General features: G+C 63.7%; 21 protein-coding genes. 11 read left to right on the top strand and 10 right to left on the bottom strand.

The window, feature by feature from the left end; genetic code table 11:
• Positions 1-61: 61 nt before the first annotated feature.
• The 4 genes from NKI73_RS20020 to NKI73_RS20005 all read left to right on the top strand — a co-directional run bounded on the left by NKI73_RS20020 (position 62) and on the right by NKI73_RS20005 (position 2,280).
• Positions 62-673: a rod-binding protein gene (locus NKI73_RS20020; protein WP_352632639.1), complete on the top strand. Its 612-nt coding sequence runs from the start codon at positions 62-64 to the stop codon at positions 671-673.
• 96 nt (positions 674-769) lie between these two features.
• Positions 770-1,195, top strand: a complete 426-nt coding sequence (locus tag NKI73_RS20015; RefSeq protein ID WP_352632638.1) for a hypothetical protein — start codon at positions 770-772, stop codon at positions 1,193-1,195.
• Between the two features lie 85 nt (positions 1,196-1,280).
• Complete coding sequence (locus NKI73_RS20010) at positions 1,281-1,796, top strand: hypothetical protein (protein WP_352632637.1); 516 nt, start codon at positions 1,281-1,283, stop codon at positions 1,794-1,796.
• 199 nt (positions 1,797-1,995) lie between these two features.
• On the top strand, positions 1,996-2,280 hold the full coding sequence (locus tag NKI73_RS20005; protein ID WP_352632636.1) for an SCP2 sterol-binding domain-containing protein: 285 nt from the start codon (positions 1,996-1,998) through the stop codon (positions 2,278-2,280).
• Between the two features lie 83 nt (positions 2,281-2,363).
• Here the strand turns inward: NKI73_RS20005 and NKI73_RS20000 are convergent, their stop codons facing one another.
• Together NKI73_RS20000 and odc2 are read right to left on the bottom strand one after the other, a co-directional pair.
• Entirely contained in the window at positions 2,364-2,921 is a 558-nt protein-coding gene (locus NKI73_RS20000; RefSeq protein ID WP_352632691.1) for a GNAT family N-acetyltransferase, read from the bottom strand.
• 271 nt (positions 2,922-3,192) lie between these two features.
• On the bottom strand, positions 3,193-4,326 hold the full coding sequence (gene odc2, locus NKI73_RS19995) for an ornithine/lysine decarboxylase (RefSeq protein WP_352632635.1): 1,134 nt from the start codon (positions 4,324-4,326) through the stop codon (positions 3,193-3,195).
• 538 nt (positions 4,327-4,864) lie between these two features.
• On the opposite strand from odc2, the gene NKI73_RS19990 reads away from it, so the two are divergent.
• The 4 genes from NKI73_RS19990 to NKI73_RS19975 all read left to right on the top strand — a co-directional run bounded on the left by NKI73_RS19990 (position 4,865) and on the right by NKI73_RS19975 (position 8,909).
• Positions 4,865-6,061 carry an amidase gene (locus tag NKI73_RS19990; protein ID WP_352632634.1) on the top strand — a complete coding sequence of 399 codons (1,197 nt, stop codon included), beginning with the start codon at positions 4,865-4,867 and terminating at the stop codon, positions 6,059-6,061.
• 2 nt (positions 6,062-6,063) lie between these two features.
• Positions 6,064-6,963: a LysR family transcriptional regulator gene (locus tag NKI73_RS19985; RefSeq protein WP_352632633.1), complete on the top strand. Its 900-nt coding sequence runs from the start codon at positions 6,064-6,066 to the stop codon at positions 6,961-6,963.
• Between the two features lie 87 nt (positions 6,964-7,050).
• Positions 7,051-7,719, top strand: coding sequence for a DUF1007 family protein (locus NKI73_RS19980; RefSeq protein ID WP_109659327.1), 669 nt, complete (start codon positions 7,051-7,053; stop codon positions 7,717-7,719).
• On the top strand, positions 7,716-8,909 hold the full coding sequence (locus NKI73_RS19975) for a nickel/cobalt transporter (RefSeq protein ID WP_352632632.1): 1,194 nt from the start codon (positions 7,716-7,718) through the stop codon (positions 8,907-8,909). Before NKI73_RS19980 ends, NKI73_RS19975 begins: the two co-directional genes overlap by 4 nt.
• Before the next feature lie 25 nt (positions 8,910-8,934).
• Here NKI73_RS19975 and denD read toward each other — a convergent pair whose 3' ends face one another.
• The 4 genes from denD to NKI73_RS19955 form a co-directional block, all read right to left on the bottom strand.
• The gene (gene denD, locus NKI73_RS19970; RefSeq protein WP_352632631.1) at positions 8,935-9,912 is read right to left on the bottom strand and encodes a D-erythronate dehydrogenase; all 978 of its coding nucleotides are present in this window, start codon (positions 9,910-9,912) and stop codon (positions 8,935-8,937) included.
• A gap of 16 nt (positions 9,913-9,928) precedes the next feature.
• Entirely contained in the window at positions 9,929-10,141 is a 213-nt protein-coding gene (locus NKI73_RS19965; protein ID WP_352632630.1) for a hypothetical protein, read from the bottom strand.
• A 78-nt stretch (positions 10,142-10,219) separates the two neighbouring features.
• A complete protein-coding gene (locus NKI73_RS19960; protein ID WP_352632629.1) occupies positions 10,220-11,197 on the bottom strand; it encodes a cation diffusion facilitator family transporter in 978 nt (325 codons plus the stop codon).
• A 25-nt stretch (positions 11,198-11,222) separates the two neighbouring features.
• Entirely contained in the window at positions 11,223-11,909 is a 687-nt protein-coding gene (locus NKI73_RS19955; RefSeq protein WP_352632628.1) for a GNAT family N-acetyltransferase, read from the bottom strand.
• 83 nt (positions 11,910-11,992) lie between these two features.
• Between NKI73_RS19955 and NKI73_RS19950 the strand changes: the two genes are divergently transcribed.
• Both NKI73_RS19950 and NKI73_RS19945 read left to right on the top strand, forming a co-directional pair.
• A complete protein-coding gene (locus tag NKI73_RS19950) occupies positions 11,993-13,177 on the top strand; it encodes a pyridoxal phosphate-dependent aminotransferase (protein WP_352632627.1) in 1,185 nt (394 codons plus the stop codon).
• A 50-nt stretch (positions 13,178-13,227) separates the two neighbouring features.
• Positions 13,228-13,602, top strand: coding sequence for a YciI family protein (locus NKI73_RS19945; RefSeq protein ID WP_352632626.1), 375 nt, complete (start codon positions 13,228-13,230; stop codon positions 13,600-13,602).
• On the opposite strand, the gene NKI73_RS19940 is transcribed toward NKI73_RS19945, so the two are convergent.
• The 3 genes from NKI73_RS19940 to trhO all read right to left on the bottom strand — a co-directional run bounded on the left by NKI73_RS19940 (position 13,603) and on the right by trhO (position 16,445).
• Entirely contained in the window at positions 13,603-14,358 is a 756-nt protein-coding gene (locus NKI73_RS19940) for an SDR family oxidoreductase (RefSeq protein WP_352632625.1), read from the bottom strand.
• Between the two features lie 307 nt (positions 14,359-14,665).
• Entirely contained in the window at positions 14,666-15,400 is a 735-nt protein-coding gene (locus tag NKI73_RS19935) for a tellurite resistance TerB family protein (RefSeq protein WP_352632624.1), read from the bottom strand.
• Positions 15,401-15,524: 124 nt separating this feature from the next.
• Positions 15,525-16,445: an oxygen-dependent tRNA uridine(34) hydroxylase TrhO gene (gene trhO / locus NKI73_RS19930; protein WP_352632623.1), complete on the bottom strand. Its 921-nt coding sequence runs from the start codon at positions 16,443-16,445 to the stop codon at positions 15,525-15,527.
• A gap of 256 nt (positions 16,446-16,701) precedes the next feature.
• Between trhO and NKI73_RS19925 the strand changes: the two genes are divergently transcribed.
• A complete protein-coding gene (locus tag NKI73_RS19925; protein ID WP_352632622.1) occupies positions 16,702-17,340 on the top strand; it encodes a 2-dehydro-3-deoxy-phosphogluconate aldolase in 639 nt (212 codons plus the stop codon).
• Positions 17,341-17,454: 114 nt separating this feature from the next.
• Here the strand turns inward: NKI73_RS19925 and NKI73_RS19920 are convergent, their stop codons facing one another.
• Positions 17,455-19,284 (bottom strand): peptidoglycan L,D-endopeptidase MepK, encoded by a 1,830-nt coding sequence (locus NKI73_RS19920; protein ID WP_352632621.1) that lies wholly within the window; start codon positions 19,282-19,284, stop codon positions 17,455-17,457.
• Positions 19,285-19,646: the final 362 nt, after the last annotated feature.

Raw genomic sequence — 19,646 nt, 5'->3', positions numbered from 1 at the left:
GGATCCGGAGAAACCAGATCAAGCCTGCCGCTTGGCAAGCCTGCCACAAGCTTGTTGAGGCATGGTCTGGCTAAGGAAAACCGACAAAAGGCGGACTTTCTTGGCGATTTCTCCACCCAGCGACATCGTTATGGATGTGGCTCGAGCCGTCGACCCGACGGACATCGAGGCCGCCCGTGCCGCGCTGACGAAGCGGGCCGGTAGTGCTGCGGGCGCGTTTTCGGTCGACAGCGCCGCTTCGGTCGATGCCGGCTCGATCCTGTCGCGCGCCACTGCCGACAAGGCAGCCGCCGCAACCGATCCCGCCAAGAAATTCAAGAAGTTCGAGGCGATGGTGCTGCAGACCTTCATCCAGAACATGCTGCCCAAGGACACCGAAGGCGTCTACGGCAAGGGCCTGGCCGGCGACATGTGGAAATCGCAGCTTGCCGAGCGCGTGGCCGACGTGATGGCCGAACGCGGCGGCATCGGCATCGCCAAGTCGATGCTCGCCGACCACTATGTCGAGGGCAAGCGCATCGTGCCGGTGGGTCCGGTTTCGGGCGGGCCGGAAAAGACCGAGATCGATCAACAGAACAGCCTGTCGACCTCGCTGGTCCACGAATTGCAGCGCAGGGCGGCGCGATCGATCACCGGTGACGAGACCACCGTCAAGACAGACGTCAAGATCTAGAGCATGCCCCGGAACCGGAAACCGGTTCTGGGGAGGATCATGCTTACCAAGCGATAGTGCGTATCCGAGTTCAATCTAACCAGACCGGGATTTCTCATGGCCGACTTTTCGGAATTCACCGCCAACCTGCCAGCACGCACGACCGCGTCGGAAGCGCCGATCCCGTTCGCGCGGCCTGGCAACCTCGCCGCCATCATCGGCCGTATCGAGGAAGTGGTCGAGGAAGAGACGGCCGGCATCCGCAACGCCACCAACTACGATCTCAAGGCATCGAACGCCCGCAAGAGCCGCTATCTCTACGAGCTGACCCGCGCCATGAAGGGCGGCAGCGAAGCCGAATTCCTCGAACAGCACCGCGACGGCCTGATCCGGCTGCGCCAGAAGCTGGCGAAAAACGAGGCGGCGATCCTGGCGCATCTCAGCGCTGTCAATGAAGTCGCCAGCCTGCTGCGGCACGCCATCCAACGCGCGGAAACCGACGGCACCTATTCGGCCGGCGAATTCGGCTGGGCAAAGGCATGATGCCGAGCACAAAGGACACATCAGCGATGCTGCTCAGGCAACAGGGCAGCGTCATGGCGCCATCGCAAGGGAATGACAGGACCCGATGATCAAGGTCATCGCCATCGCCGTCTGGATCTGCGCCGCCACGCTGGGCGCCGTGTTCTATTCGTTCCAGGCGGCCGGCGAGCGTGGCGTCGGCGAAACGCCGAAGCCGATGCTGGGTGGCCTCGACTACGTCAAGACCGACATCATTTCGGTGCCGCTGATCCGCGATTCGCAGATCGGCGGCTATTTCCTGACCAAGCTCGTCTACACGGTCGAACCCGAGCAGATAAAGAAGCTGTCCATTCCGGCGGAAGCGCTGATCACCGACCAGGTCTATTCCTACCTCTATTCCAATCCGCAGATCGACTTCACCAAGGAGGCGACGATTGATCTCGATGCCTTCCGCGCCGCGATCCGCGATACCGTCAACACGCGTGTCGGCACCCCTTTGGTGCATGAGGTTCTGATCGATCAGGTCAATTTCCTGTCGAAGGACGAAATCCGCGACAACTGGCTGCGCCGCAAGAAAAGCGAGACCGCGGCGGAAATGACCAAGGCGTTCAAGGAACACTGAGTTGCCCTGCTCATAGGCCCCGATCACATCGGGGCCTCACCTGCCGCGAGGGCAGGAACCAGCCACCGGAATCCGCGTTGACGTAAACGTCAACCCAAAGCTATATGCGGCAGCGACCATGATCGCGAAACCGCGGCATGGGCTTCGGCTGGATCGAAGCGCCGTTGCGAGACAGATGCAACCAGACAAGGAGAACAGCGTGAGCGTTCAGGAGATTGCCGAGAAGATCAAGTCGCGTGTGGCAAGCAGCGGGTTCGATCGTTCCGTGAAATTCGACACCGGCGGCGACGGCGTCATCGTCATCGACGGTGCGAGCGTTTCGACCACCGACGCGCCCGCCGATTGCACCATCAAGCTCTCGCTCGACGACCTGGATTCGCTGATCGCCGGCGACCTGAACCCGACCATGGCCTTCATGACCGGCAAGATAAAGGTCGAAGGCGACATGACCGTCGCCATGGCCCTCAGCCAGTTGATTGGCTGACCACTTCCAGACAAACAAAACGCCGCCCGACGGGCGGCGTATTGTTTTGAATGAAGACGCGCCGCTTCAGGCGGCTTGAGGCATCAGGCCGCCGAATTCAGTTCCTGCGCCTTCAGCTTGCGCCCTGCCGCCTTCAGCGTGCCTTCGACGCCGTCCAGCGTGCCTTCTACCAGTTCCAGCGCCAGCAGGCGGTGCCGCTCATAGGGCCCCGGCATGGCGAGCGAACCGGTCCTGGCGGCGGAGAAGCCGAAGCGTCCGTAATAAGGCGCATCGCCGACTAGCAGGATCGCGGCGTGGCCAAGCCGCGCCGCTTCGGCGACGGCATGGCGCATCAGCGCCGAGCCGATGCCGGCACTCTTGAGCGACGGGTCGACGGCGAGCGGGCCAAGCAGCAGCGCTGCCGGGCCGCCCTCGCCCAACCGCACATCCCACAGCCGCACGGTGCCGGCGACGGCGCCCGACGCATCGCGCATGACGAAGGCCAGGCCTTCCGAAGGCCGGCGACCACGCCGCAGCTTTTCCGACGATTTTGTCTTGCGCTTCGGCCCCATGGCCCGATCGAGCAGCGCTTCGCGCGATGCAACGTCGGTCGCGGTTTCGGCAACAATGGCGATGGCACTCTCCCCCCTCGAGGGGGAGATGTCGCCAAAGGCGACAGAGGGGGTCACCGCGCGTGAGGCGCCGGCCCCAGACAGCGCAAGGGAAGTCGCGGCAGCGGAGGCGACCGCCTCTGGCCGCTTCGCGGCTATCTCCCCCTCGAGGGGGGAGAGCGGCCAGTGTGCGGCGCCATCAACGATGAAATTTGCAATGTCCATTTCCGCAATCCCTAGCGAGCGGAGATCTGTTCCACAGGCGAGCCCGGATGGACGACAGGCGCCCACCTGGGATGATCTGACCGGTTCTCTCGAACCGTCAGATCACGTAGGATCGGAGAGGCTCGAAGCCGTTGAAGGCGACCGCCGAGTAGGTGGTCGTGTAGGCGCCGGTGCCTTCGATCAGCACCTCGTCGCCGATCGTCAGCGACAAAGGCAGCGGATACGGCGTCTTCTCGTACATCACGTCGGCCGAATCGCAGGTCGGGCCGGCGAGCACGCAGGGCGCGGTCTCCGTGCCGTCATGCGGGGTGACTATCGGGTAGCGGATCGCCTCGTCCATCGTCTCGGCCAGGCCGCCGAACTTGCCGATGTCGAGGAACACCCAGCGCACATTGTCGTTGGCGGCCTTCTTCGAGATCAGCACGACTTCCGACTTGATGACGCCGGCATTGCCGACCATGCCACGGCCCGGCTCGATGATGGTTTCCGGGATGGCATTGCCGAAATGCTTGCGCAACGCCGAGAAGATCGCCTGGCCATAGGCTTGGGCGGCCGGCACGTCACGCAGGTAGCGCGTCGGGAAACCGCCGCCCATATTGACCATCTTCAAGACGATGCCTTCCTCGGCGAGCGTCGCGAACACCACCTTGGCGTCGGCCAGCGCACGGTCCCAGGCGGTCAGGTCGGTCTGCTGCGAGCCGACATGGAACGACACGCCATAGGCGTCGAGGCCGAGCCCCTTGGCGTGGCGCAGCACGTCGACGGCCATCGCCGGCACGCAGCCGAACTTGCGCGACAGCGGCCACTCGGCGCCCTCGCCATCAGTCAGCACGCGGCAGAACACGCGCGCGCCGGGAGCGACGCGGGCGATCTTCTCGACCTCTTCGACGCAATCGACAGCGAACAGGCGGATGCCGAGCTGATAGGCGCGTGCGATGTCACGCTCCTTCTTGATGGTGTTGCCGAAGGAGATGCGGTCCGCCGGCGCACCGGCGTCCATCGCCATCTCGACTTCGGCAACGGAAGCGGTGTCGAAGGACGAGCCCATCGCAGCAAGCAGGCGCAGGATTTCCGGCGCCGGGTTCGCTTTCACCGCATAGTAGATTTTCGAATCGGGCAGCGCCTTCTCGAAGGCGCGGAAATTGTCGCGCACGACATCGAGGTCGACGACGAGGCAGGGGCCGGACGGGCGTCGGGTGGCGAGGAAGTCAAGGATGCGCTGGGTAGCCATCGGGTCTCTCCATCAGCGCCTTTCGGCGCGCAATAAGGCTGCGGACGCGGGCTGTCAGCCTCGCGAACACGCGGTGGACAAAGGCGGGACGGAAATCCATGGAACCAGCCGGTGGAGACCCCGGAACCATGAAGCGCCGTCTCGCGGCGGTGAACCTTGGCCTTGCCCGGCCTCGGTTCGCTTTGTCTGCCTTGGCTTGGATGGGAGACCCGTCCGCACTGCCGGCAATGAAGGTGTGCCTCTTCAGTAACCCCGGTCTTTGGACAACCGGCAGAGAACCAGAAAGGCCCGCACCGTCGTTGCTTCAAGGTGTCCTCGGTCTGGCGGTTGGCCGCTAAACCGACTGGAGGGGTTGGCTCCAGTTACCTTACCGATTTCCCTCACCATTCGAGGATCGGCGGACACCCACAGGCACGTGCGACTTTGGGCAAGCGCGATATATGGCTGGTTGCCATCACAATCAATAAAAATCGTATCCCAGGTTGTAAAATTTCTGGCATCGAACGATGTTGCGGCAACCGTATCCGGATATCGAACGATGACAGGCACGCACGGCCCTCTCAACGCCTTTCTCGATCTTCGCCAGATGCCGGTCGCACATGCCGAGCTGGGCCCGCTGGCCGGCCTGCGGCTGGCAGTCAAGGACATCTACGACGTCGCCGGCTACCGCACCGGCTGCGGCAACTTGCAGAAATTCACTGACAGCCACGCCGCCTCGCGCACGGCACCGGCCGTGCAGATGATTCTCGATGCCGGTGCACGCTTCGTCGGCAAGACCCAGACCGACGAGCTTGCCTTCGCGCTGTTCGGCCAGAATGCGCATTTTTCGTTTCCGGTGAACCCGGCAGCGCCCGACCGCGTCACCGGCGGCTCGTCATCAGGGTCGGCGGCGGCGGTGGCGGGCAGGCTGGCCGAGATCGCCACCGGCTCCGACACCGGCGGCTCGATCCGCGCGCCAGCGAGCTTTTGCGGCCTGATCGGGCTGCGCACCACACATGGGCGCATTTCGCTCGATGGCACGATGAAGCTGGCGCCGAGCTTCGACACGTTCGGCTGGTTCGCCGACGACATCGAGACCTATGAGACCGTCGGCAAGCTGCTGCTCGGCCGCGACCCGCACCAGCATACACTGGACCGGCCGTTGGCGCTGGAATGGCTGGACGGGATGGTCGCCCGCCCGGCGCTGGCCGAATATGCCGGAATGAAGGCGCTGGCGAGTGCGGTCTTCAGCACGCCGGCGACGCCGGCAGTGCGCTTCACCTCGTCTCCCGATGAACTCTACTGGTGCTTTCGCCGGCTGCAGGCCAGGGAGGCCTGGGCGGTGCATGGCGAATGGATCACCAGTGGCGAGCGCCACCTCGGTCCCGGCGTTGAAGAACGCTTCGGCTTTGGCCGTGCCGTCGACGACAAGACAGCGGAGGCCGAGAAGGCGCGCCGGCTGACGTTTCGCGGCGAACTGAGTGCCATGCTCGGCAAGGACGGGTTCCTTGTCCTGCCTACGGTTCCGGGCCCGGCGCCATACGTGGACAGTACGACGGAGCAGTTCCAGGCCTATCGCGAACGGGCGCTCCAGCTTCTGTGCCTGGCCGGCCTGTCCGGCTTTCCACAGATCACCTTGCCCATCGGCTCGGTCGCCGGCGCCCCGTTCGGCCTGTCGCTGCTTGGCCCTTCCGGCAGCGACATTGCCCTGATACGGCTCGGCCGGAAACTTCTCGACGCCGCACGAAAGGCCTGACCATGGACACACTGACCCGCATGCGTGCCTTCATCGACGTGGTCGAGGCCGAGGGCTTTTCGGCGGCGGCACGCAAGATCGGCCGCTCCAAGGCATTGCTGTCGAAATATGTGCGCGAACTGGAGGACGAGCTCGGTGCGCTGCTGCTCAACCGCACCACGCGCCAGTTCTCGATGACCGAGGCCGGCCACACCTATTACCGGCGCGCCTCGGAGATCGTGCGCGAGGTCGACAGCCTGGCCGACGCCGTGCGCGAATCCTCCGGCGACGTGCGCGGCCGGATCAAGCTGTCGGCGCCGCGCACCTTCGCCGATGCACCGATCGGCCAGTCGCTGATCGATTTCGCCAAGCAGCATCCCGACATCGTGCTCGACATCCAGCTCGACGACCGCTTCGTCGATCTGGTCGAGGAAGGCTTCGACCTCGCGGTGCGCATCTCGCGGCTGGAGAACTCGTCGCTGATCGCCAGGCGGCTGGCGCCGTTTTCGATAAAGCTATGCGGCTCCCCGGAACTGATAGCCAAGCATGGCATGCCGACACGGCCGCAGGATCTCAGCCGCATGCCCTGCATCGTCGACACCAATGGCCGCGGCCTGAACAACTGGCCGTTCAAGGGCGATAATGGTGATCCGGTGAGCGTTTCGGTGTCGGGTCCAGTCGAGGTCAACAGTCCGATGACGGCGCGAGCCGCGGCCGTGGCCGGATTGGGGTTCACCGTCTTGCCGGATTTCATTGCCGCGCCCGACCTCGCCAGCGGCCAGCTGGTGGCGGTGATGGATGACCGCATCCTATCGGGCGGCGGCATCTTCGCCGTCTACCCGCACCGCCGCTATCTGCCGGCCAAGGTACGCGTTTTCGTCGACTTCCTGGTGCAGTGGTTCAGGACGCGTGAGGTTGCCTGACCCACTTCGGCCGCGTCCGGTCCCAATTTCGCCCCCTTTCTGATAACTCTCGACATCTCTCCGAGGCCAATGGAATCGCGACCGAGAATGCACCTGAAACGGCACGCTATCATGCTGGCTTCGGCCTTGGCGGCGACATTCGCCGCCACCGGACCGGCTGAGGTGCACCCGCACGTCTTCGCCGAAGCCCGCCTCGATGTGATCCTCTCCCCGGATCACCAAAGTGTGAAAGCCCTGCGTCACCTCTGGCGCTTCGACGATCTGTTTTCCTCGACGGTGATGATGGAGTTCGACAAGAACTCCGACCTGAAGCTCGACGACAAGGAGTTGAAGGAGGTCGCCGACACCGTCCATGCCTCGCTGGCCGAGTTCAATTACTTCCAGCTCGTCACAGTCGACGGCAAGGACGTGGCGATGACGCCACCGCCGCATCTGATGGCCAATTTCGACAACGACCAGCTGATCATCCTGTTCGAATCCGAGCCGAAGGTGCCGATCAAGCTCAACGGCAAGATCGATATCGGCGTCTACGATCCGACCTTCTACACGGCGATCGACTTCACCGAAGATTCCAACATCACGGTTGAAGGCCTGCCGTCGAATTGCACCAGCAAGGTGATCCGTCCGGACCCGGACGAGGCAATCAAGGAAAACCAGAAGACACTCACCGATGCCTTCTTCAACGATCCGACCGGCACCGACATGAGCAAGATCTTCGCCACCAAGCTCGAACTGACCTGTCAGCCAGAAGGATGAAGCCGGTGACGAAACCGTCCCTGCGTTTGGCATTCGGCCTGTTGGCCCTCACTGTCGCCATGATGCATTTTGCCAACGCCGCCCATGCCCAGAGTTCGCTCGGCATCGGCGTCAATGACGGCATGGCGCCCACCACCGGCCCCTTCGCCCACCTCCTGATGTGGATCAATCTGCGGCAGCAGGAATTCTATCGCGCGCTGGCAACGGCAATGAAGGCGATGCGCCAGGACGGCAGCAAGATTTGGATACTCGTCGGCCTGTCCTTCGCCTACGGCATCTTCCACGCCGCCGGCCCGGGCCACGGCAAGGCGGTGATCTCGTCCTACATGGTCGCCAACGAAGTGGCGCTGCGGCGCGGCATTCTGTTGTCCTTCGTCTCGGCGCTGCTGCAGGGCCTCACGGCGGTCGCGGTGATGGGGGTCGCCTATTTCGTCCTGCGCGGCACCTCCGTGTCGATGACAGACGCGGCCTGGTTCATGGAGATCATGAGCTTTGTCTTCGTCACGCTGTTTGGCGCCTGGTTGCTGTGGCGCAAGCTCGGCCCTGCCGTCCTGCGCCTGTTTGGCAAAGGCCCACCCTACAGCCTGTCGGCAGCGCACGCCGGACATTCTCATGGTGGCCATTCGCATGCCGGTCATTCGCATGCCGCTCACAGCCATTCGGCGCATGCCCATTCGCATGCGCTGCAGGTGCATGACGATCACGACCATGCGCCTAGCCATTCGCACGATCATCACGACCATGGTGCGCACGGCCATGATCACGGCGCACACGATCATGCGCACCACGATCACGCGGCAGGCGAGGTCTGCGACACCTGCGGCCATTCGCATGCACCCGATCCGGCGTTGCTGTCGGGCGATCGCTTCGATTGGCGCACGGCATGGTCGGCGGTGGCGGCGGTTGGCATCCGTCCCTGCTCCGGCGCGCTGATCGTGCTCAGCTTTGCCCTGCTCAACGGACTCTGGCTCGGCGGCCTGCTGTCGGTGCTGGCGATGTCGCTGGGCACCGCGATCACCGTCTCGGCTCTGGCCACACTCGCGGTGACCGCCAAGAACTGGGCGGTCTATTTCGCCGGCGACGGCCGCATGGGCAACCGCATCCACTCGATCGTCGAGATCGGCGGCGCCGCCTTCGTGTTCCTGTTCGGACTGTTGCTTTTGTCGGCGAGCCTGGCATCAGGCGGGTGATTTTCCCCACCGTAGTGCTGCAGGTTTAACTCGCGATCTTGCCGCCGAGTTCATCCTCGATGTGAGCGCGGATGATCTCATCGAAACTCTTTTCGGCGACAAAGCCGAGTTCCCTCGACCGCCGCGCCTCGAACCGGGTCGGCCAGCCCTTGACGATCGCCCAGATCGTCTCGTCCGGCTCCTCGCGGATCAGGCTTGCCACCTTCGGCCCGGCGATGCGTTCCAGCGCCTCGATCTGCTCGCCAACGGTGACGGCTACGCCGGGCATCGTCAGATTGCGGCGCGGCCCGACAGCGGCGCCATCGATCTCCGCCGCATGGATCAGGAAATTGACCGCCGAACGCGGGCTGGCGTGGGTGTGCACGACGGAGCGCGGCACCGGCAGGATCGCCTCGTGGCCGCTCAAGGGCTCGCGGATGATGCCGGAGAAGAAGCCCGACGCAGCTTTGTTCGGCTTGCCTGGCCGCACGCAGATGGTCGGCAGCCTGATGCCGATGCCGTCGAAGAAACCGCGCCTGGTATAGTCGGCCAGCAGCGCTTCGCTCATCTGCTTCTGGGTGCCGTAGGAGGTCAGCGGCGTCGGATGGAATTCGTCCGGTATGACATCCGGGAACGGCGCGCCGAATACCGCGATCGACGAGGTGAAGACGACGCGCGGTGCAAAGCCCGCCAGGCGAATGGCATCGAACAGCGCGCGCGTGCCGTCGAGATTGACGCGGTAGCCGAGTTCGAAATTCGCCTCCGCCTCACCCGACACGATGCCGGCGAGATGGAAGACGATATCGGGGCGCGATGCGACCAGGCGTTCAGTGGCACCCGCCTCGGCAAGATCGCCGGTGTGGAGGGTGATGCTGACCCCGTTCATGCTAGGTGCCTGCGGCGGCACGATATCGTGCAGGTCGAGCGCGATGATCTTGCCGCCGCGCAACGTGCCGTCCTTGGCCAGCCGGGCGATGAGCTTGCGGCCGACCATACCCGCGGCGCCGGTGATCAGAATGCGCATGTCGAAAATCCCTTGCCTATTTACCCTGGTTTTTGCGCTGGTTGCGGGCCCGCAGCCAGAACACCGAGAAGAACGCCAGCACGAAGACGATGCCAAAGGCGCCGGCCAGCACGGTCGAAAGGCTGCCAAGAGCCAACATTACGGTCGGCAGATAGTAGGCGCCGATGCCGAACAGAAGCATGATCCACACCGCTGCGATGGCCGCATTTCTGGTGTCGCGATCCATCACGCCGCGTCCGGGCAGTGGGCGTTCATCAAGCTGGTTTTCAAGGTTTGGAACTCCTGAGGCAGGACCAATCGATCGGTCCTAGTGATGGTGGTCGTGATGCGCGGCCGCTTCATGCCGGTGGTCGTGGCCGTGGCTATCGTCGGCGCACTGTCCGAATTCCGGTTCCACGGTGGCATGGCTGATGCCGTGCTCGCTGGCAAGCCGCTTCTTGACGGCGCTGACCGCCTGATAGGCATCGACGCCCTCATCGAGGCAGGCATGCAGCGTCGCCATGTTGCTGGTCCCGTCGAGCGACCAGACATGCATGTGATGCACTTCGCGCACGCCCTGGATCGTCGCCTCGATATCCCTGGCGATGAGATCGCGATCGAGGCTTGGCGGCACGCCCTCGAGCAGGACATGGGCGGCTTCACGCATCAGCGACCATGCCGTGTAGAGGATCAGCAGCGCAACCAGGACCGACAGGATCGGGTCGATCGGCGTCCAGCCTGTCGCCAGGATGACCAGCGCGGCAGCGATGGCCGCGGCCGAGCCGAGCAGGTCGCCCAGCACATGCAGGATGGCGCCGCGCATGTTCAGGTTCTCGCGATCGCCGCCATGCAGCACGAAGAACGAACCGATATTGACCAGCAGGCCGAGGATCGCCACCACCAGCATCGGCCCGCCAAGCACCGGTGCCGGCGCCTGCAGGCGCCCCCAGGCCTCGTAGACGATCCACAGCGCGATGACGAAGATGGCAACGCCGTTTGTATAGGCCACCAGCGTCTTGATCCGGCCGAAGCCGTAGGTGAGGCGAACGGTCGCCGGACGCCCCGCAAGATGAAACGCATACCAGGCAAGGCCGAGCGCGATCGCATCGGCGAGCATGTGGCCGGCATCGGCCAGCAGCGCCAGCGACCCGGTGAGGATGCCGCCAAGCGCTTCGGCGACCATGAAGCCGCCGGTCAGGCAGGCCGCGATAAGCACGCGTTTCTTGTCGGTCGAACCATGTACATGACCGGGCCCATGATCGTGCCCAATGTGATCATGCCCGCTATGATCGTGGGTGTGGGCCAATGGCAACTCCGTTACGCGCCTGATCTCACGCCCCAAACTGCGCGCGAAAATCCTCGAGCCGTCGCTTCTGCTGGCCGTCGCCATCGAAATTGGCCGGATCGAGCCACGCCTCATAGGCCTTGCGCAAGGCCGGCCACTCCTTGTCGATGATCGAATACCATGCCGTGTCGCGGTTTTCACCCTTGACGATGAGATGCTGGCGGAAAATGCCTTCGAACTTGAAGCCGAACCGTTCTGCCGCCCGCTTCGATGGCTCGTTGCGGTTGTTGCATTTCCATTCGTAGCGGCGATAGCCAAGCTCGTCGAAGATGTATTTCATGAACAGGAACTGCGCTTCGGTCGCTCCCGGCTTGCGCGAGATGAGTGGCCCCCAATAGATGTTGCCTATCTCGATGACGCCGTAGGCCGGATCGATGCGCATCAGCGTCTGGCGTCCGGCGACCTTGCCGCTGGCCTTGTCGATGACGGTGAAGAACAGCGGATCCTCGCTGGCCTCGACCTTGTCCAGCCATGGCTGGAAGGCGGCACGGGTCTCCGGCGGATAGTCGGGCAGCCAGGCGAAGCGGCCGTCGACATCGGATACGGAGGACGCTTCATAGAGACCGTCGCCGTGTTTTGCGGCACTCAGCGGCTCAAGCTGGACGTACCGGCCGTCGATGACCTTGCGCTCGGGCCGCGGGCGCGGTTGCCAGTCTTTGAGATTTTCCGACACCAAGAACTCCAATCCGTTTGACTTTTGCGGCCCGAGGCTCACAAAAACGCGACCCAACAGCAAGAACCACACGGACGGGAAAAATGCTCCACACGATTTCGGCCTTCGACCGTCTCGGCGAAGAAAACGCCTTTGCCGTGCTCGCGAGGGCCACAGCGCTTGCCCAACAGGGCCGCGACATCGTCAATCTCGGCATCGGCCAGCCCGACTTCAAGACGCCGCAGCACATCGTCGAGGCGGCGATCAAGGCGCTGCGCGACGGCCACCACGGCTACACGCCGGCCAATGGCCTGTTGGCGACGCGCGAGGCGGTGGTGCGGCGCACGCTGACCACTACTGGCGTCGAGGTGTCGCCCGAGACGGTGATGATCCTGCCCGGCGGCAAGCCCACCATGTTCGCCGCGATCCTGATGTTCGGCGAACCTGGCGCCGAGATCCTCTATCCCGATCCCGGCTTTCCGATCTATCGCTCTATGATCGAGTTCACCGGTGCAGCACCTATTCCAGTGCCGATGCGCGAGGAAAACGGCTTTGCCTTCTCCGCCGAGGAGACGCTGGCGCTGATCACCTCGAAAACCAGGCTGTTGATCCTCAACTCGCCGGCCAACCCGACCGGCGGCGTCACCCCGCGCGCCGAGATCGAGAAACTGGTCAAGGGGCTGGAGGCGCATCCGCACGTCGCCATCCTCTCCGACGAGATCTACGACGTCATGACCTATGATGGCGAGACGCATTGCTCCCTGCTTGGCTTTCCCGAGATCCGCGACCGGCTGATCGTGCTCAATGGCTGGTCGAAGACCTGGGCGATGACCGGCTGGCGCATGGGCTGGTCGATCTGGCCGAATGGCGACAAGGGCGCCCATCTCTACGACAAGGTGCGCAAGCTGGCGGTCAATTGCTGGTCCTGCGTCAACGCGCCGAGCCAGTTTGCCTGCATCGCGGCCATCGACGGCCCGCAGGACGACGTCGACAAGATGATGCGTGCCTTCGACCGCCGCCGGAAGATCGTTGTCGAGGGATTGAACGCCCTGCCCAACATTTCCTGCATCACGCCCAAGGGCGCGTTCTATGCCTTCCCAAACGTCTCGAAGACCGGCTGGAAAGCAAAGAAGCTCGCCTCGGCGCTGCTCGACGAGGCCGGCGTGGCACTGATCGGCGGCCCCGATTTCGGCATTCTCGGCGAAGGCTATATCAGGCTCTCCTACGCCAATTCCGAGGAGAACATTTTGCGCGCGCTGGAGCGGATCGGAGCGTTCCTGGCGAAATGAGCCATCCGAAACGTCCTTGGCCGTTCACGACAAGACAGAGGTGACATCAGATGTTCTACGCAATCCTTGCCTATCACGTGGAAGACGCGATCAAGGCACTGACGCCGCAGGAAGATGCCGCTCTGATGGCCGAACTGCTCAAGATACATGATGGGCTCTACGCCGACGGCAGCCTCGGACCTTCGGCGCGGCTTGGGGCGACACAATCCGCCTTCACCTTGCGCGGGCCAGGCGAGGGAACCGTCATTGACGGGCCATTCGCCGAGACCAAGGAACAGCTTCTCGGTCTCTATGTCGTCGACTGCGCGACGCGCGACGATGTGATCGCCATCGCGCGCGACTTTCGCCGCGTCAATCCAACCGCCGTCTACGAGATCCGTCCCGTCGCGCTCTACCTGCCCGGCGGGCCGTTGGCCGGGAACTAACTAACCACGTCCCACAAACGGCATCTTGGTCGCCATCACCGTCATGAACAGCACGTTGGCGTCGGGCGGCAGGCTGGCCATGTGGACGACGGCGTCGGCAACGCGCTGAACGTCCATCACAGGCTCGGCGGCGATCAAGCCATTGGCCTGCGGCACGCCGACCGTCATCGGCTGCGCCATGTCGGTCAGTGCATTGCCTATGTCGATCTGGCCGCAGGCAATGTCATAGGGCCTTCCGTCCAGCGCCAGCGTCTTGGTCAGCCCCGTGATGGCATGCTTGGTCGCGGTATAAGGCACCGAGCCTGGCCGCGGCGCGTAGGCCGACACCGAGCCATTGTTGATGATGCGGCCGCCCATCGGCCGCTGCTTGCGCATGGCGCCAAAGGCGGCGCGGGCGCACAGGAACGAACCGGTGAGATTGACGCCGACGATATCGTTCCACACCTCGATCGGGATCTCGTCGATCAGCGTCGATTTGTAGCCCATGCCGGCATTGTTGAAGAGCAGGTCGACGCGGCCGAAGGCCGCCGCCACCGTCTCGAACAGATCATCGACCTCACTGGGCCTGCTGATATCGCAGGCAACCGCCAATGCCTTGGCATCGGTGCGGCCAACTTCGGCGACCGCGGCATCCAGCACCGACTTGCGGCGCCCGCAGAACACCGTGTTCCAGCCGGCCTTGAGCAGCGCCGTGGCGACGCTCTTGCCGATGCCGGTGCCGGCGCCGGTGACGATGGCGGTTCTTTTTACGATCATGGCTGTTGTCCTCCGGCAATGACGCGCGCTCGCACTATTTTCCGGGTTTGCGCAAGAAGCAAAGGCATCGCAAATGACGGCGGCGATGGCAAGCCGAAGCACAAAGCATGATCCGAAATTGGGATCCGATTTTGCTGGAGATCATGCTCAGGCGAGCAGATCGTGCCGACAAAAAGGGCGGTCATTGGCGACCGCCCTGATCTGAACCGGGCTTGGGAGGAGGAAAGCCGATCCGACTGGTTAGAATGATGCGCTTGCTGGGTTAACGAAAGGTTAACGCAAAACAGGCCGCCTGTGCCGTTTTGGCCTACCAGCGCGGATTGGGTGAAGTTCCGGCCTTGGCCGGCACCTTGGCTGCCGAAACCGTCGCCTCGACATGATCGACCAGCGCATCCGGCAGGCCAAGCCGGCCGGCCAGCAGGTCGAGGTAGCCGCGCTCGGCGCGTGTGTCGGGATCGATGGTCAGGCGCGATGCGGTGTAGAGTTCGAGCTTCTGCGCATCGGTCTTTGCGCCGGCCACCAGCGCATCGAGGTCGAGCGGGCTCGCCAGCTCCGCCATCAGGAATTTTTCGGCATCGGAGCCAATTCCCGAAAGGCTCAACTTGCCGGCGATCTTCTGGCGCTCGTCATCGTCGATACGGCCGTCGGCCTTTGCTGCCGAGATCATTGCCCGCACCAGGGTCAGGGTGAATTCATCCTCGCCTTGCGGTGCCTGCGACGGGTGGAACGCGGTGTCCTTGGGCGGCGGCAGCAGTTCCGGCTCGGTGGCCGGCGCCTCGGCCGGTGCATTGCCGGCCTTGTAGTTCTGGTAGGCCTTGTAGGCGAGGCCGCCGATCGCGGCCAATCCACCGAGCTTCACTGCGGTGCCCGTCACCTGGCGGCCAGCACCGGTTCCGAGCAGCACTGCAGCGAGCGCGCCGGCAGCCAGCGGATTGTCCTTGGCCATCTGCACAGCCTGACCCGCCTTGTCGCGAACGGTGCCGCTGGTGCCGGGGATTTGCGAACCGAGCAGATCGTCGAGAAGCTTCTTGGGATCGAACATTCAATGCCTCCAGGATTTGCCCGGCCGAACGGGCAGGTTTCGAACGTCGAAGACGTAGGTCCCGAACCCTTGCATTACAATGACAAACCGTCGCTTTGCCGGAGCTGTCGATAACAGCGCCAACCTAAGATCCGATGTGCGGATCCCTGCCCCGCGCCCGCGCAAGCTCGACCTGCCGCTGACGCTCGGCATAACGCTGGCGGTCCTCGTTTGAACGCGCATCGAAGCAATGCGGGCACGAAACACCGGCGGCAAATCTGGGCGATGTCAGGTCGCTCGGCGTCAGCGGATGGCGGCAGGCGCGGCAGAGTTCCGCCTCGCCCTCGGCGAGGCCGTGCGACACCGAAACCCGTTCGTCGAAGACGAAGCACTCGCCTTGCCACAGGCTCTGTTCGGACGGAACCTCCTCGAGGTATTTGAGGATGCCGCCCTTGAGGTGGAACACGTCCTCGAAGCCGAGCGATTTGACGTAGGCGGTCGCCTTTTCGCAGCGTATGCCGCCAGTGCAGAACATCGCGACCTTGCGGCCTTCCAATTCCGCCCGATGCGCTTCCACCCAGGCCGGGAACTCGCGAAAGCTGGCGGTGGCGGGGTCGACCGCGCCTTTGAAGGTGCCGATCGAGACCTCATAGGCATTGCGGGTGTCGATAACGATCGTATCGGGCTCGGAAATCAGCGCGTTCCAGTCGGCAGGCGCGACATAGGTGCCAGCGCTCGTCGCCGGATCGATATCCGCGACACCCATGGTGACGATCTCGCGCTTCAGCCGCACCTTCATGCGATGGAACGGCATTTCCGCGGCTACGCTGTATTTGACCTTGAGGCCGGCGAGTCCTTCGACGGCTTCGAGATACTCGATCAGTTCGGCAATCGCCGTTTCACTGCCGGCGACGGTGCCGTTGATGCCTTCATGCGCCAGAAGCAGCGTGCCCTTGATGCCGCGCCCACAACAGAACGCAGCGAGCGGCGCGCGCAGTTCCTCGAAGGCGTCGAGCCGGGCAAACTGGTAGAGCGCGGCGACGCGAAAGGGCAGAAGTGATATCATTGCCGAAGCCACTAAACGCTCACGCAAGCCGATTCAAGGCAGAGCCGGAATCCCGGCAAGCGTCGACTGCGCGTGACATCGCGACACGCTTCGTTTCATGGACAGAAAAACACCCGTCTGCTAATCGGTTGAATTGTCCTAAAGCCCGTCGCGCCGAAACGAATTCATGCGATGCGCTTTAGGTCTTTGTTTATGCATGTCGTTTCCCAAACCCGGGTCACTTTTGGGCGACATGCACTAGGATACGGAGAGACAGATGCCCAGCAAGACCGAAAACCTCCTGTCGCTCCTCAACGGCCAGCCGGTCATCCCGGTGCTGAAGATCTCCGATGTCGCCGACGCCGTGCCGCTGGCACGCGCCCTGGCACGCGGCGGCCTGCCGGCAATCGAGATTACGCTGAGGACCGCCGATGCACTGGAAGCGATCCGGCGGGTGGCTGGTGAGGTCGAGGAAGCCGTCGTTGGCGCCGGCACCATTCTCGATATCAGGCAGTTCGAAGAGGCAGCGAGCGCAGGCTCGCGATTCATCGTCAGCCCCGGCATCACCCGCGAGCTTCTGGCGGCAGCCGCCGACAGCGATGTTCCGCTGCTGCCCGGCGCCATCACGCCAGGCGAGATCATGGCGGCGCGGGAAGCCGGCTTGCGTTTCTTGAAATTCTTCCCGGCCGAGCAGTCGGGCGGCATCGCTTCGTTGAAGGCCTTCGCCTCGCCGCTGGCCGATGTGAAATTCTGCCCGACCGGCGGCATCACCGGCAAGAACGCGGCCGATTATCTCAGCCTGCCCAACGTCGTCTGCGTCGGCGGCTCCTGGGTGGCGCCGGACGATTTGGTCAAGGCTGGCAAATGGGACGAGATCGAAGCCCTGGCGCGCGCGGCGAGCAAGCTCGCGAAATAAGGCCTCGCGACATGAAATAACCCGGCCGACTTGCGTCGCAGTGTGGCAGCGCCTCGCCGCGCAACAAAAAGCCGCGCTGGTTGCCCGGCGCGGCTTCGTCGATTGATTGGTCCGTTACTTCGTCTGGAAGCGTGCGACCGACAGGAACTTGACCGCGTTGCCGGTGAAGCGGTTGGCATCGGCCACATCGTTGCCTGGCTGGAAGCCGGCCGTGTAGACCTCGCTCGGCGGCGTGTGCACGATATTGTAGGCGTAGCCCGGCGCCGTCGTGGAACTTGAAACAGCGGCGACATTCTCACCACTGGTCAGCGCCCAGCGGGCGGCCTGAGGTGCTGCGGCAACCACCATCGCCTTGGGGCCTGGCTTCAGGTCACGGGCCGTAGCCCTCGATTCCTTGCGGGTCGTCTTCACGCCGGCGCCGATCGCGGCGGCCGGATCGGAGCCGGCCGGGCGGGCAACGACAGCGTCGCGCGGCGATGCGGCATCAGTGCCCGACGGATCGTTGAACGCCGAACGCGGCTCGGACTCGGACAAGGAAGCAATCTGATATTCGTCGGCCGCGCCGACCTGGGCATTGGCCTCGTCGAGCACGGCCTTGACAGCGTCCGGCCTGGCCATCTCGGGGCGCGCCGTCGGCAGCACCGAGAACGCATCGGTGGCGGTCTTGCCGTGCTCAGCCGTATCGGCCAGCGCCATCAGCACATCCTTGCTGGGCGGCGCAGCCAGAGCGGCCGGCAGCGAAGTTTCGGGGCGCCAAGTCGGCAGCGGTACGTTGTTGACGGCAATTTGGGCCGGATCAGCCGAAGCCGTCGCATCGGCCATGCCGAAAGGAACGGTCGCCGGCGCATGTGCTGTCGCCACGGCCTGCTCGGTGGTGGCTGTCGCATCCGCCATCGCAAAAGGAACGTTCTCAGGCGGCTGGGCGCCGACATCGGCTTTCGGCCGCGGTGCGAAATCAGGCAACGGAATGCTGCGTGCCGGCAATGCCGCGATGATCGTCTCCGGCGTGTCCTGTTCCGGCTCCGGAGCCTGCTCGTCGGCAATCTGCGGAATTTCGGCGCGCTGCGCGTTCTCCGGCGCCACGATGGCGATGCCCGGGAGGTCGCTGGCTTTGGCGGCCGCTGCCGGCTTCAGGTTTCTCGCCTTGGGTGGAGGTGCTGCCGAAACGGTCTCGACATCGGCGCTGTCATCGGCCTCGTCGTCGCCGCCGCCAAAAAAGGCCGACAGGAACCCGCCTGATTTCTTGCCGCTGCCACCGGCGCTGGCCAACTCGATGGCCGGCGAGCCCGAACCCTTGCGCGCCTTGTAGGAGGCGAGCGCCTGCTCAAAGCCGGGCAGCGGCCTGCCGTCGCTCGGCACATGCAGCGTCTTGCCATTGGGGAACAGGCTGACCAGTTCCTGGCGGCTGATACCGGGCCAGTGGCGCACATTGCCGACATCCATATGGACGAACGGCGAACCGGAGGACGGATAGTAGCCGACACCGCCGCCCTGCATCTTGAGACCGATGTTGCGCAGCTTCTTCAGCGGCACGCCGGGAATGTAGAAGTCCATCGCCTTGCCGAGCATGTGCTGGCTCTTCTCGGCGACGCCTCGGCTGCGGCTGCGCAGCATCGAGTTCGTCGACGGCGAGCGATAGCCACAGACGACCTGGATGTAGTCCGTGGCGCCAGCTTCCCGATACGCTTCCCAGACCAGATCGAGCAGACGCGGATCCATCTTGGTCGGCTCGTTGCGACGCCAGTCGCGCAGAATGATGTTGATCTTCCTGAGACCCTCCGGGACGTAGCGGCCGTTGCGCTTGTAGACGATCTCGGCCTTCTCGTGGGTGTGGAGGTGATAGAGCTTCAGCGAACGTGTTTCGGCGCTGGCTCCGGTCGCAGCCGCGGCAACAAAACCAAATGCGACAATCAACGCTGCCAGCCACTTCGGCCAGACGCTCACGTGATAATGCCGCCCGTTTATGTGTCGTTCGATTCTGTTCAAATCAAAAGGCCTTGCAGGCTGCCGTTTGTCCCCGGATTTGCCCAAACGGATGTGTCGTTATCACATCCGAATATCGATCCTAATGGTTAATCATCGCTTATTGAAGCCGAAATGCGGTAACACCGTGGCGATATCCCGTCAAAAATTGTGCACAGGGTTTCTTGGTAAACCGCTGGTTTAGATCATGTTTCCGCCTTCGCCCGGAACACGATCTGTTACCGTTAGCCTTAATGCGTGAACAGAGCTGTCCATAGGCTCGCCACAATCCACCAAGGGCCCGGTATACGGGCTGTTGTGGCATTGCAAGCTGGCGCCGGCCT

The organism is Mesorhizobium sp. M0496 (genome assembly GCF_040321205.1).
In the GTDB taxonomy this organism is placed as follows: Bacteria; Pseudomonadota; Alphaproteobacteria; order Rhizobiales; family Rhizobiaceae; genus Mesorhizobium.
The sequence above is the reverse complement of the archived record's forward strand: the minus strand, read 5'-3'. Positions and strand labels throughout refer to the sequence as shown.